Origin of the sequence: Rickettsia tillamookensis (assembly GCF_016743795.2) — a bacterium.
Classification (GTDB): Bacteria; Pseudomonadota; Alphaproteobacteria; order Rickettsiales; family Rickettsiaceae; genus Rickettsia; species Rickettsia tillamookensis.
The window spans coordinates 519,094-532,402 of the sequence record NZ_CP060138.2; the positions used below are offsets into that span (position 1 = coordinate 519,094).

Here is a 13,309-nt window from a genome sequence, read left to right on the forward strand (position 1 = left end):
ATATTAGAAAAAATTTATAATGATGGGGAAAGATTAATTCCTGGAGAAACACATGATATTTCAGAGGTAATTCGTCATAAAAGTAGTTATAAGATTTTTAAAAAAATTATAGAAACCGATATACTTAATAGCCCATTAATGCTAAATCAAAAAATAAAAATTTTAGATATAGGTTGTGGAACAGGACACGGAACTTTCATGCTTAGCGATATATTAGGAGTAGAAATTACAGCAATAGATCTCAGTAAAGAATCTATAATTTATGCTGAACAAAATTATGAAGCATCTAATATAAAATATATTGAATCTGATTTAGTTAGTTTTATTAAAAAGGCAGAAGAATATGATTATATTGTATCAAGACATGCACTTGAGCATATTGAAGACGGCTTAAATCTAGTACTTAATCTTAAATATAAAAAACGATTAATAGTAAATGTACCTTTTAATGAGGCAGAAGGAAATATATATCATTTAGTGAATTGGATTACTGAAAAAGACTTTGAGTCATATCAGAACAAAGAATTTTTCTATGAAGGATTAGATGGAATAACTTCAGATAAACGTTCTGAAGAAAATCCTCCTAATTCTATAATCTGTATATCCAGTAACTCAGATTTAAAGCCGGTAAAAAAATTATTTAGCTATCCAATTACTGCTTGGAATCCTGAATTTTTAGAAAAGTTAGGGCTTCAATCTCAAGGTATATTAAAACAACTTCAACAAGTGCAAAATGCATTTAAAGATAGCGAAGAGAAAAATTTGAGCTATGAAAGTAAATTAAATAATACTGTAACAGAGCTAAATAATGCTTTAGAAGAAATAAAAATTCTTAAAAATAAATTAATTATTAGCGAAGAAGAAAAATCTATTTTTCTAAAACTCTATAGAAAATTTAAACAATAAAACTAACATTTTATAAATTATTTTTAAAATTTATGACAACTAAAAAAGATAAACCTCTAAATATTTATCATCCTTTAGTTTCCATTATTATACCTGTCTATAATGGGGCTAATTATATGTGTGAAGCTATAGATAGTGCTTTAGCTCAGACTTACAAAAATATCGAAATTATTGTTGTTAATGACGGTTCCAAAGATAATGGAGAGACAGAAAATGTAGCATTATCATATGGTGATAAAATACGCTATTTTCATAAAGAAAACGGAGGTTGTGGTTCGGCTTTAAATTACGGTATAAAAAACATGAAAGGGGAGTATTTTTCATGGCTTAGCCATGATGATATATATTACTCTAATAAAATCGAGAAGCAAGTTAACATATTAAGTGAGTTAGATAATAAAAATACTATCATTTATGGCGGTTATGAATTAATTGATGAAAAAGGAAACTCTCTACGTTATATTAAACCGGATAATGTGCTACCTATAAATAAACTTAATATTTCTTTATTACCTTTATTACGAGGATTAATACATGGTTGTTCGCTATTAATTCCTGCTAAATATTTTCATGAAGTCGGTATATTTAATGAAGCTTTACCGACAACACAAGATTATGATTTATGGTTTAAAATTTTCCGTGTTGCTTCTATTTATTTTGATGAGTCTATCCTAATTAAATCTCGTTTTCATTCAGAGCAAGGTAGTAAAAAAATATCAAATCATAACGAAGAGTGTAATGTATTATGGTCATCGTTTCTTCGTGAGTTAACAGAAGAAGAAATGATCAAAATGGAAGGTTCCTCTTATTTATTTTTAACTCGTACAGCTAATTTTTTATCAAATAATACTCCTTATAAAAAAGCCTGTGATTTAGCAAATACTATGGTAAAGCAAGTATTAAATGATACTAAAGTTAGTGTTATTATACCGGTATATAATAGAATAAATTGGGCAATTGAAGCTATAGAAAGTGTACTTATTCAAACACACAAAAATTTTGAGATACTTATAATAGATGATGGATCGACTGATGATACATCAGAATTAACTTCAATATGCAAAAAAGATAAAAGAATAAAATATTTTTATAAAAAAAATGAAGGACCTGCTGCTGCACGTAACTTAGGTATTAAAAATGCTATAGGAAAATATATTGCTTTCCTTGATTCGGACGATTTATTTTATAGGGATAAAATAGAAACCCAATTAAAATTTATGGAAGAAAATAATTTTATATTTTCTCATACTTCATATCAAAAAATAAATGAAAAAGGAAAATATATAGAATCTGTTCATTCCGGGTTTTTTAGTGGAAATGTTTTTCCTCAAGTCATACAAACTTGTCCAATAGCAATGCCGACAGTTATGGGAACTTTGACATTATTCCAAGAAAATTTATTTCCTGAAAATATAAGAAGTGGTGAAGATTGTTGTTTATGGATATCTATTGCTAGTAAAAACTTAATAGGCGGTATAGACAAAGAATTGTCTAAAGTACGAATTAGCGGTGGTACTAATACATTTATGGACCCAAATAAATATTCAGTAGGTTTAATAAATATTACTTCTTATGTTCTTAATGATTCTTATTTAAGTAAATTTAGTCCGTTTACTATTAATTTGTTATTAGCAGCTGTTACACAATTAAGATTACTAGAAAATAAAAATGAAGACTATAAAAAAAGTAATATTTCTTTTTTCAAAAATAACTATGTAATTCAAAAAATACGAACCTATTGCTTTGTGACAAAAATTTTGATTTTATTAACTATTACTTCTTTAAGGCACAATGGAATACGTGCAACTATATCCAAAATACGTAGATGGCTTAGAAAGCATATATAAATAACTATTCCTCAAGTACCTTAACTTTTGAGCCATCACCGATTTTAGTCATACCTTCGGTAACGACTAAGTCACCTTCTTTAATATCGTTAGAGGTAATTTCAATTAGACCTTCTGTACGTGTGCCGATTTTTACATATAATTGTTTTACGGTATCACCGTCTATTTTATAAATAAAATTACCTTGATTATTTCGTTGAATACAATTTTCAGGAACGGTTAGATTTTTATGAGGATTAATTATAAGCTTAACATCTACAAAGCTATTATGCAGGATTTTTGTCCCCATAGGTAAAATAATTTTGGCTGTTAAAGTACCGTTATCTGATAAGTAGTGCGATACTGCCCCGATTGTACTTTTAATTTTTCCTGCAATTAAAACTTCAGTATCGACTCCAACTTTTCCGCTTAAAGACTCCGGCAATTCAATAAAAATACTTTGTGAGTTTTCTGTTCCGGTAATGCTAAAAAGATAGTCGCCTATTTTTACTTCATCGCCGACCATAGACTTAATTACGCCTATTTTACCGGAATAGGGTGCAGTAATTATCATATGTTTTTAAAGCTTTGGAATAATTAAATTTTGCATCTTCAAGCTCGCTTTTTGACCTTTTATATTCCTCGTTGCTTACAAATTTTTTAGCAAATAAAGCTTCTTTTCTATTATAATCTTCTTGTTTTGTATTTAATAAAGCTGCTGCTCTAGATTTAGTGGTTTCTGCTATGTTCTTATCTATAACCAGCAATATATCTCCTTTTTTTACTATTTCTCCTTGATGTGCTGAGACTTTTTCAACTACTCCAGTAGCATTAGCATAATAATCACGACTATTATCATTCTGGCATTGCCCTACAATATTAAATATGTCGTAAAGCTCGGCAATTTGTACTTTAGTTGCTGTTACTCCTGTAATTTTTTCTTCTTCCTTTTTACTTGCCACAGTAGAAAGTGAGATAAGTAAGGTAAAAAGAACAATAAGTTTTGCAGGCATAATATTATACTTTAAGTTGAATAGGTGTCATCTAGTTAGTTTGTCTGCGTTAGGTATTGCCCGCGTGGATTAATTTCACCTCTGTCATCCCGTGGCTTGACCACGGGGTGACATATTGGGTTTACCGCTCCACGCAACAATACCTCCAAGTTATGACAAAGTATGCTTTTTAAGTTCCTCATCCGTTAACCATTTATATTCTTTTTCTAGAATTTCAAATCTGATTTTTTCTAATTGTTCATCAAGATCAGGTTCAGGAACGATAGCAGAACCCATAAATTCAAATCCTTGATAGTTAATTTTTAGTTTCTTACAAGTCTCTTGTAATGATAGTAAATTTTCTTCTATATCATCAATAAATATTATTGATTGCGGATAATAATCTGTTTTGCGTAATACATATTCAAGTACGCTTCCTTTATCATATTCCGCAGTATAAATTATGCCATCTTTTAATGTAGGTTTACCGTAACCGATATTAAAATCCTCGATTGTTATTTCATCTTCTAAAGGTGAAAATTCTTGAAAATTTACCTTTAATTCAGTGAGTTCACGAACTCTCCATTCGATCATATCTTCAATTACGCCGAATTTACCGGTAGGAAGTTTAGTAAGCCCCATTGCCGGAATATTTTTTTCTTTAAGTAGAGTAAATATTTTTAAAATATCTGAATTAACGAACCTAGATTTTTTTCCTTTAAGAATAACGCTAAGTAATAATTCACATTCTTTTCTAGTAAGTCTTTTTTCAATGCTCTTCATTAATTCTTTTCTATAATCATGTGTTAACCTAGACTCATCAGTATCCATCACAATTACGTCATCAACGTCAAAAAGTACCAAACTAGTATTATTAGCTTGTTCTACTGCTTCTATAACTTCTTTAAAATCATGAACTTTATTTATTTTGCTATACATATTTGTTTTTTATTTAATATTACTTATCACTTCTTCTAAGGAATTTGTCATTACCTTTAAGTCTTCTTCTCTAGATAAATTATGGTGGCCGTCTTTAATTAGCTTCATTACTATTTGTTTACTTGTTATTTTTTCTAATAATTTTACTGAAACATTATAAGGCACGTCTTCATCTAACATTCCATGAATTAGATGTACCGGTATATTTATATCAATCTGTTTCTTTGTCAATAATAAATGTTTTTTTGCATCTTCTATCAGTTTATAGCTTATAGGATATTTATGATCGCAATTCTTACTACCTACCTCTAATACTCCCTCTTTTTGCATCTTACTTTGATCATCTAGCGATATATTTTGCCAAATATCTTCGGTAAAATCCGGAGCAGGGGCTACACACACAAGTCCTTTTATTCTATCAGGAAATCTTAAAGCCGCAAGAAGTGCAAGCCATCCTCCCATGCTCGAACCTACTAATATCGCCTCCTTATCAATTAATTTGTCTAAAATTAGTGATACTCCTTCTAACCAATCACTAATTGTTTGTTCCTCAAATTGTCCCGATGCGTTTCCATGGCCGAAATTATCAAAAACAATAAAATTATAATTGTTTTTTTTACAATAATCTATTAAATAGATAGCCTTGGTTGATTGCATACTAGACATCAAGCCGTGTAAAAAAATTACAGATGGAATATTTGTATTAATTATTCTATAATTATCATAGACAATAAATTTGTCTTGTGTTTTATTATAAAGCTTGTGCATTTTAAATAATTATTTTAATAGATTGAGATTTAATGCCTTTATTAAAGTCAAGTAAACGATACAATAAATATACTATTTTGCAAGTAGTTCCTGCTCTAGTTTCGGGAGGGGTTGAAAGAGGTACTATAGAAGTTGCAAAATATCTTAAAATTCTCGGTCATACTCCTATCATAATTTCAGCAGGCGGTACTCTAGTTAAAGAGTTAGATAAGGAAGATATATTGCATATTGAAATGAATAGTAGCAGTAAAAATCCTTTTGTAATTCTGAATAATGCAAAATTGATAGCAGAAATAATCAAAAAATATAATGTTGATATAGTTCATACAAGATCAAGGGCACCGGCATGGAGTTCATATCTAGCCACAAAATGGACGAATGCTAAATTTCTGACTACTTTTCATGGGGTTTATAATATTCCAAATAGTTTTAAAAAATATTATAATAGCATAATGCTAAAAGGCGAGAAAGTTATTGCTGTATCCAATTTTGTAAAACAACATTTGCTTGAAAACTATAAAATTGATGAAGATAAAATAGTAGTAATTGAACGTGGAGTAAATTGTGATTATTTTGATCCGGCAAATTTAACACCCGAAAAACTTAAAAAATGTCGTGATAAATATGATGCACCGAGCAACGTGCCGATAATATTAATGCCTTCTAGAATGACAAGTTGGAAAGGGCATCTTGTTCTAGTAGAAGCATTAAGTAAGTTAAAACATAGAGATTTTTATTGTTTAATGGTTGGTGATATATCTAGACATCCCAATTTTACTAATAGAGTCAAAGAGCTTATAGCTGCTCTAAAACTTCAAAATAAAATTCAAATTTTTGGTAATGATTCGGATATAATAAACCTATACGGGATTTCCGATATTATCGTTTCTGCCTCAATCGAGCCTGAAGCTTTCGGACGTACTATTATAGAAGGGCAGGCGATGGAGAAGCTTGTTATTGCAACTAATATCGGCGGGGCAGTAGAAACGATAAATAATAATATAACCGGTTTCCACGTAGAACCAAATAATGCCGAAGCGTTAGCAGAGAAAATCGATTATTGTTTCTCGATTTTAGGCACTGATACTGCTAAGAAAATCCAAGAAGCAGCAAGACATACGGTAATTAATAATTTCTCTCTTGATCTGATGCTTAGAAAAAATCTTGAAGTCTATAAAGAAATCTTAAAAAACTCCCATAATTAAAATTTTATTATAATCGCTATTAGTTAGTAGTGTGGTTTATGTCATTCCCGTGTGGCATTGTTATGTAGATGCCTAATCGTCATTGCAAGCGACTGTAGTACTTGTTGCATGACTCAGTTTTTTTTTGTTATCCTGTGATTTATTCACGGGATCCAGTTAAAAATACTAATAATATTAGTATTTTTAGTTGTGTTACTGGATACCGTGGACAAGCCACGGTATGACACCCAGCAGGCTTTCCAAGCCATGCAACAATGCCTTCCAACAACGGGGGGAAGGAAGAAAAAACATATATAAAAAAACTATATTACTCTTCATTTACTTGGAATATATAGGATTGAATAGAATAGCTATTCTCCTAATAATTTTATTTCAGCATACAAATCTTCAAAATTTATACACTGGTCATAAAAATTATTATAGTCATGAGATTTACCGTCATGATGTACTACAAGCATTAAAGTTTCCGGTAAAAATTCTTTTAAAGCTTGTTGTGCATTTTCTATAGATATTTTATCAAGATTGGCAAATACCTCGTCTAAAATTAATATTTTAGGGTTTGAAATTATAGCTTTAATGATTCCAATTTTTTTCTTTTGACCGCCACTTGGTGCATTTATTACATCATAATTTTTATCACTTAAGTGCGTAATTAATGTAGCTAGATCTAATTTTATAAATAATGTGTTAATTTTTTCTTCTAATGATTGTTTATTACTTTTAATGGTTGATTCATCAAGACCGGAGGTTATTACTTCAAATAAAGTAGATTGAGCCGGTATGTAACTATTCTGATCAATAAATATTATTTTTGGATTTTGATAATGGGTAGGTATGGAAATTTCGCCAACGCTATGGCATGGGTCAGCAATACAATTTACTAAACTCTTTAAAAAAGTAGTTTTGCCTTTTCCTGAGGAAGCTGAAAGAAGATAATGTGCTCCTAGTTTTAATACTAATTTTTCAAAACTCAAAATAGTTCTTTCTTCTATAATTAGGTTATAATCAGAAATTACAAGTTCATCATTTGTATCATTAGTAGTCCATGTTATTCCTTTTTTATCCTCGGAAGAAATTGCTTCTATTAATTTCGTAATTCTTGCTTGTGATATAACTGCTCCACTAAAGATTATTTTTAATGAGGAACTTGTTAAAAATGGTTTTATAGTTTCAAGCCAAGGATTAAGTAGTAGAGCTTGCTCAAGCGTAATCTCTCCATTTTTTACTTTATAAATATAGTAAAGTGATTTTATGAATTTATCTGAGATATCTAGTATAGTGGTCACAGTATTTTTTGTGCTATCTAAAAACAGCATTTTCTTTGATATTTCTTTTTTAGCTTTAAGTTGTTTGGCGTATTGGTTTTGTACAAATTGAGCAGAATCAGTTAACAAGATATTTGAAGTATTAGAGGATATATTTCTTACTATAGAAGCTTTATTTTCATTAATTTTCTCTGCTTCTTTCCGGTAAGAAATATCTAGTTGATATAATATATTTAAAAATCCTTGCTTAATATTTTCAAACTCATTAAATATAATAGCTCCTGGAACTAAATTCATTATATCTTGCAATGCAATAAGCTGTATAATTTTTTGAGTGGTTAAATTCCCTAATTGTAAAATTCCAATAGTGAAAGTATTATGAAGATCATTAAATAAATTATTAGTAATAGCTTCTATATCCTTTAGCCTTAAGATTTTACTTTTATATTCCTCGTTTAGTAACAGTTCTAAAGCTTTTTGTTCGATTAAATCTTGAGTATTTTGTGTTAAAGAAGTTTTATATGATTGGAATAGAGTGCTTATTATATTTTTTCCGCACCATAAAATACTGATTTTTGCTCCTTGAGAAATAAGAGGTCCTATAGCAGCATTAGGGTCCTGTATGAGTAAGGTCAATGCAATTAATGTATTGCCATCATTTCCGGTGTAGTTAATAAAACTACTATTTATACATGCTTCAATTAAATCTAAAACATTTGTTATAACCATATTTCTAATAATTGGATTATTAGAAATGTGATAAAATCCTTGAGTTACATCTTTAATTTCATTTTTTGAATTATTTTTAAAATTGTTAGAAAGTATATTAGGATCAATTACCCTAATATTAGGGGTTAAGTTTGTCTGAATTTCTTTTAAATTTTCCTGATAATTTAAGAAATCAGTCCCATAATATGTTAAGCTCAATATTGCAGCTGTAGAAGTTAAATAAATTGGTACCGAATAATTAGGAAAAGTTGTGATGAGATTTGTAGTGATAGGGTAGATTAAACTTCCTTTAAATGTGGCAGAAGTAAGATAATGTTTCTGAAAATACCCTTCGGTTATTAAGATTTCATCAGCAAGAGTTGCCGAAACAAAAATACTGCTTCCTTTTGTCCCATTTACAATAAAACCAGTTATACCACTAATTATTAAATGCGTTCCATATGCTAACTTCTTGGAAAAGGTAGAAGCAGCATTATTTTTATTAAAATTTACCTTATTAGATGAGATTGTAGATATTATATCATCTATATCATAGCCTAAGTTAGAAAAAGATTTTATTACCGGATTTTTACGAAATAAAAAAGAGAATACCATAATTATTAATTTTTATTAAAAATAATGGCATTATATGTTTTTAAAAATAATACGCAAGTAGAAACAATTATTATATATGGGATAGTGTTATAGGGTTGGTTTATGTCATTGCGAGAAGGCATTGGCTTTGTTGCATGGCTCGGTTTTTTTGTTGTCGTCCCGTGATTTATTCACGAGATCCAGTTAAAAATACTAATAATATTAGTATTTTTAGTTGTTTTACTGGATACCGTGGACAAGCCACGGTATGACACCCAGCAGGTTTTCCGAGCCATGCAACAATGCCAGCTCGGTTATGGAATCTTATTATTATAGGCTGAGTCTTGAGATACCGCAATCAAGTTGCGGTATGACACATTTAACTAGATTCCCGCTTTCACGAGAATGACATAAAATAAGCCATGTAACAAGGCTGATCAAGTTAGCTAGGACGACAGGATTATTAACGAGAATATAGCTCGATTACTAAATGAACTTCTGCTTCAAAAGGATATGGAACATCAGAAAGAGCAGGAATTCTTAAATATTTACCGGTTAATGAAGGTACATCAAATGATAAATAGCCTGGTGTTGTTTGACCTTGTTTTGAAACAGATTCTTGGATAAGCGGTATTTGTTTTACGGATTCTTTAACTTCTATAACATCACCTTCCTTTAATCGTATGCTTGCTATATCGGCTTTCTTACCGTTTAATTTAATATGTCCGTGTGAAACTAACTGTCTTGCAGCAAAAATAGTTGGAGCTATATTCATTCTATAAACAACTGTATCAAGTCTGCTTTCAAGTAACCCAATGAAGTTTTCACCGGTATTACCTTTCATTTTTTGAGCAAGTGCAAAAATATTTCTAAATTGTTTTTCAGTGACGCGACCGTAGTGGCATTTTAATCTTTGCTTAGCCTTTAAATGCAAACCATAATCTGAAGTTTTAATCATGGTATTTTGTCCATGCTGTCCGGGACGATAATTTCGTGTATTGAAAGCATCCTTGCTATCACCCCATAGACTTACTCCAAGTCTTCTACTAGCTTTATATTTAGAACGAACAATTTTTGTCACTGATAATATCCTTAACTTTATATTTGAATTACAAGAAAATATATACATTTCTTATATCAAAGTCAATCATTGATTTTTAACCTAAAACTTTTTATATTTGATTAAAAAATATTTCATATGAGTTCTTTAGTAAGGTCAATCAATTTAGATAAAATCAATTATTCACAGAGTACAGTTAAAGACTATATATTATTAATGAAACCGCGTGTGATGTCGCTTGTGATTTTTACGGGTTTTGTAGGTATGTGGCTTGCTCCTTATTCCGTGCATCCTTTTATTGCTGGTATTGCTGTTGTTTGCATAGCTCTTGGTGCAGGTAGTGCAGGAGCAATTAATATGTGGTACGATAGAGATATCGATAGCTTAATGAAACGTACTCAAAAAAGACCTATCGTCAGAGGTGCTATAGAACCTGATGAGGCTTTATCTTTTGGTTTGATAACGGGATTTTTTGCAGTATTTTTTATGGCTTTATGTGTTAATCTACTTGCCTCCTTTTTACTGCTATTCACTATTTTTTATTATATCTGTATTTATACTATTTGGTTAAAGCGTCGTTCTATACAAAATATTGTTATTGGCGGAGTATCGGGAGCATTACCTCCTGTGATAGGTTATGCAGCAGTAAGCAATACTATATCTCTAGAGTCGATTACATTATTTTTGATTATTTTTATTTGGACGCCGCCGCATTCATGGGCTCTTGCTTTATTCTGTAACGATGACTATAAAAACTGTAAAGTACCAATGATGCCTGCAGTAAAAGGGAATTTATATACTAAGAAACAAATTCTAATTTATAGCATTCTACTATTTATTGTTTCGTTAATGCCTTTTTTTATTGGAATGAATAATTTTATATATTTAATAATTTCCGGTATTCTTGGTTTAATATTTCTATATTATTCCGGTTCTTTATTCTATGACACCCCTGATAACAAACAGGCTAAACGATTTTTTGCCTATTCGATATTTTACTTGTTTTTTATATTTTTACTTTTGTACTCAACTAACACTATATCCCCTATTAGCTGAGAGATAATAGTGTTGGGTTACTTTTATGGAAGATAAAATTGAAACCCAACGTGAAGAAACATATCATAATTTTGATAAGTAGGAAGAGTTAGAAGATATATCGGATTTGATTCCAAGGGAGTAACCTGTCATGCAATATACTCCATCGTTTGATAAAATTACTCTTAATACCGGCTTTATAACGTACAGCCTTGCCTCCATATTCACTTACTTTATTTTCCTGTATATTTGGTTGCCAAATTAAAGCTTCACTCTCTAATCTATTTGAGGCAATATTTCTTTCATGCTGTTTGTCGTTATGTGTTAAAAATATGCATTCCGCTTTTATAAACGGTTTATATTGATTATTTATGTATTGATCTAAATTTTCAAATAACTTTGCATATTCGGTAAGCCAGCCTTCATAAGCAATAATAGGAGAAAAATTTAAATGAACTTCATAACCTGCTTCAATAAAAATATTCACCGCTTTTATTCTCTCAATAATTGGACTCGTTTTTGGCTCTAATATCTCACTTATCCTTGCCGGCATCAAACTAAATCTAATTCTTATTTTTCCGTCAGGATTAAAGTTAAGCAGCTTCGGATTAACATATTTAGTAGCAAAAGTTGCTTTAGCACGTGGATGTTCTTTAAAGAAATTAAATATCTTTAACCAATTAGTGTGTTTCCAATGCAAACTTACATCGGTAGAACAACCTATATCATATGTCCAATATTTAGAATCTGTTTGATTGGAAATTTTAGTCGGTAAACTTGCTACATGTTTATCTAATACGTCAAGTATTTGATCTATATTTTCATTTATATATAATGTTTCATAGTTGTGACGCATTACATAACAATAACTATTTCTACAACCTCCTGCACAGCCATATATAAAGTTAGGGGTTATGTAATCCGCTGATCTCCCATTAGGACGTACATGCAAAGTTTTCGTATTTTGTACTATTTTCTTAACCATACGATTTTAAATTAAAGTTTATTTAAAATACTTACTTAGCTTTACAAGCTTCAGATTTATTTACTTATATTGAAATTGTAGTTATAAATTATTAATTACGAATATATCATAAGTTATGGAAAAACCAAGCTATCTAAATTTTGATAATAAAAATTATAAATGGAAAAATGATATTGATTATCGTAAATGCCCGGAAAGCTATAGAGTAGGTAAAGGTGAACAAGGAGTATTAATTTGTCAACCGTATAAAAATGAAATTTTGCCTTATTGGAAGTTTAAAACTCCTGAAATTGCTAAAGAAAGTAGTGGAAAAATATATGAAATATTTTTAAAATACTTAGAGGATAATGATTTTGTTGGAGCTGATATGGCTCGTAAATATTTGCAAATGGGTTTTACTAGAAGTAGACGTTATGCTAATTATAAAGGTGGGAAAAAATATGACAAAGAACATGATTATAAGAAATTAGAAAGAGGATGGGGTGACCCAAAAAAAGTAAAAAGTGCCGATATATTTTTCAAAAAATGGAAAGAGGCAGAAGATAATAAGAAATATAAAAAGATGAAAATAGAATGGAAAAAACAATATGGGTAAATATTAGCTTCACCAATTTAGTTTTTTTATATTATAGTAGATTAATAGAGGATAGATTATGACTAAAGATGAAATTGCAGAGCTGTTTAAAAAATGTCTCGATCTTCATAATAGATATCAATATCAAGAAGAAAAAGACAATCTACGAAAATTCGTTGAAATTGATACTGAAGAACTTTCAAATTTTATTGCAGCCTATAATAAAACTGAACAGTATAATAATAGGGAAGCTGAAGTTTTTCATAGTTTAAGTTCTATTTTAATGGAAAAACAACAAGATAATGCAATTAAATCATTAAAGAAAGCTATTGAATTAGATCCAAGTAAAGCATACTACCACGAAGAGTTTTTTAATAAGTTACATAAAATAAATCCGGAGGAAGCACTCGCTTTTATCAAAAGAGCTAAGGGTTAAATCCAAATAGAAAATC

At 29.8% G+C, this 13,309-nt stretch carries 10 protein-coding genes and 2 pseudogenes; 6 read left to right on the forward strand and 6 right to left on the reverse strand.

The features are described 5' to 3' along the window. Both H6P87_RS02460 and H6P87_RS02465 read left to right on the forward strand, forming a co-directional pair. Positions 1 to 483 (forward strand): annotated as a pseudogene (locus H6P87_RS02460) (class I SAM-dependent methyltransferase); the annotation flags it as partial. Between the two features lie 455 nt (positions 484 to 938). Further along, entirely contained in the window at positions 939 to 2,753 is a 1,815-nt protein-coding gene (locus H6P87_RS02465; protein WP_202069895.1) for a glycosyltransferase family 2 protein, read from the forward strand. Positions 2,754 to 2,757: 4 nt separating this feature from the next. Here H6P87_RS02465 and H6P87_RS02470 read toward each other — a convergent pair. The 3 genes and pseudogenes from H6P87_RS02470 to H6P87_RS02480 form a co-directional block, all read right to left on the reverse strand. Next, a pseudogene (locus tag H6P87_RS02470) lies at positions 2,758 to 3,748 on the reverse strand (efflux RND transporter periplasmic adaptor subunit). Between the two features lie 147 nt (positions 3,749 to 3,895). Continuing rightward, entirely contained in the window at positions 3,896 to 4,663 is a 768-nt protein-coding gene (locus tag H6P87_RS02475) for a DUF2608 domain-containing protein (RefSeq protein WP_202069896.1), read from the reverse strand. A gap of 9 nt (positions 4,664 to 4,672) precedes the next feature. Next, positions 4,673 to 5,431, reverse strand: a complete 759-nt coding sequence (locus H6P87_RS02480) for an alpha/beta hydrolase (RefSeq protein WP_202069897.1) — start codon at positions 5,429 to 5,431, stop codon at positions 4,673 to 4,675. Positions 5,432 to 5,463: 32 nt separating this feature from the next. Between H6P87_RS02480 and H6P87_RS02485 the strand changes: the two genes are divergently transcribed. Then, the gene (locus tag H6P87_RS02485; RefSeq protein ID WP_202069898.1) at positions 5,464 to 6,636 is read left to right on the forward strand and encodes a glycosyltransferase family 4 protein; all 1,173 of its coding nucleotides are present in this window, start codon (positions 5,464 to 5,466) and stop codon (positions 6,634 to 6,636) included. A gap of 350 nt (positions 6,637 to 6,986) precedes the next feature. Here H6P87_RS02485 and H6P87_RS02490 read toward each other — a convergent pair whose 3' ends face one another. After that, complete coding sequence (locus H6P87_RS02490; RefSeq protein ID WP_246438046.1) at positions 6,987 to 9,224, reverse strand: ATP-binding cassette domain-containing protein; 2,238 nt, start codon at positions 9,222 to 9,224, stop codon at positions 6,987 to 6,989. Positions 9,225 to 9,666: 442 nt separating this feature from the next. Further along, a complete protein-coding gene (rpsD, locus tag H6P87_RS02495; RefSeq protein ID WP_202069899.1) occupies positions 9,667 to 10,284 on the reverse strand; it encodes a 30S ribosomal protein S4 in 618 nt (205 codons plus the stop codon). A 117-nt stretch (positions 10,285 to 10,401) separates the two neighbouring features. Between rpsD and cyoE the strand changes: the two genes are divergently transcribed. After that, positions 10,402 to 11,319 (forward strand): heme o synthase, encoded by a 918-nt coding sequence (gene cyoE, locus H6P87_RS02500; RefSeq protein ID WP_202069900.1) that lies wholly within the window; start codon positions 10,402 to 10,404, stop codon positions 11,317 to 11,319. 88 nt (positions 11,320 to 11,407) lie between these two features. On the opposite strand, the gene H6P87_RS02505 is transcribed toward cyoE, so the two are convergent. Then, complete coding sequence (locus H6P87_RS02505; RefSeq protein WP_202069901.1) at positions 11,408 to 12,283, reverse strand: SPL family radical SAM protein; 876 nt, start codon at positions 12,281 to 12,283, stop codon at positions 11,408 to 11,410. A gap of 115 nt (positions 12,284 to 12,398) precedes the next feature. Here H6P87_RS02505 and H6P87_RS02510 point away from each other — a divergent pair, with 115 nt between their 5' ends. Both H6P87_RS02510 and H6P87_RS02515 read left to right on the forward strand, forming a co-directional pair. Continuing rightward, a complete protein-coding gene (locus H6P87_RS02510; protein ID WP_202069902.1) occupies positions 12,399 to 12,878 on the forward strand; it encodes a DUF4385 domain-containing protein in 480 nt (159 codons plus the stop codon). Positions 12,879 to 12,936: 58 nt separating this feature from the next. Next, the gene (locus H6P87_RS02515; RefSeq protein WP_246438048.1) at positions 12,937 to 13,293 is read left to right on the forward strand and encodes a hypothetical protein; all 357 of its coding nucleotides are present in this window, start codon (positions 12,937 to 12,939) and stop codon (positions 13,291 to 13,293) included. Positions 13,294 to 13,309 lie beyond the last annotated feature (16 nt).

Bases quoted from the DNA above. Each gene is read 5' to 3' on its own strand.
- H6P87_RS02475 (WP_202069896.1), bottom strand. From the start codon at position 4,663: ATGTATAGCAAAATAAATAAAGTTCATGATTTTAAAGAAGTTATAGAA.
- H6P87_RS02485 (WP_202069898.1), top strand. From the start codon at position 5,464: ATGCCTTTATTAAAGTCAAGTAAACGATACAATAAATATACTATTTTG.
- H6P87_RS02480 (WP_202069897.1), bottom strand. From the start codon at position 5,431: ATGCACAAGCTTTATAATAAAACACAAGACAAATTTATTGTCTATGAT.
- H6P87_RS02515 (WP_246438048.1), top strand. From the start codon at position 12,937: ATGACTAAAGATGAAATTGCAGAGCTGTTTAAAAAATGTCTCGATCTT.
- H6P87_RS02465 (WP_202069895.1), top strand. From the start codon at position 939: ATGACAACTAAAAAAGATAAACCTCTAAATATTTATCATCCTTTAGTT.
- cyoE (WP_202069900.1), top strand. From the start codon at position 10,402: ATGAGTTCTTTAGTAAGGTCAATCAATTTAGATAAAATCAATTATTCA.
- H6P87_RS02490 (WP_246438046.1), bottom strand. From the start codon at position 9,224: ATGGTATTCTCTTTTTTATTTCGTAAAAATCCGGTAATAAAATCTTTT.
- H6P87_RS02510 (WP_202069902.1), top strand. From the start codon at position 12,399: ATGGAAAAACCAAGCTATCTAAATTTTGATAATAAAAATTATAAATGG.
- H6P87_RS02505 (WP_202069901.1), bottom strand. From the start codon at position 12,283: ATGGTTAAGAAAATAGTACAAAATACGAAAACTTTGCATGTACGTCCT.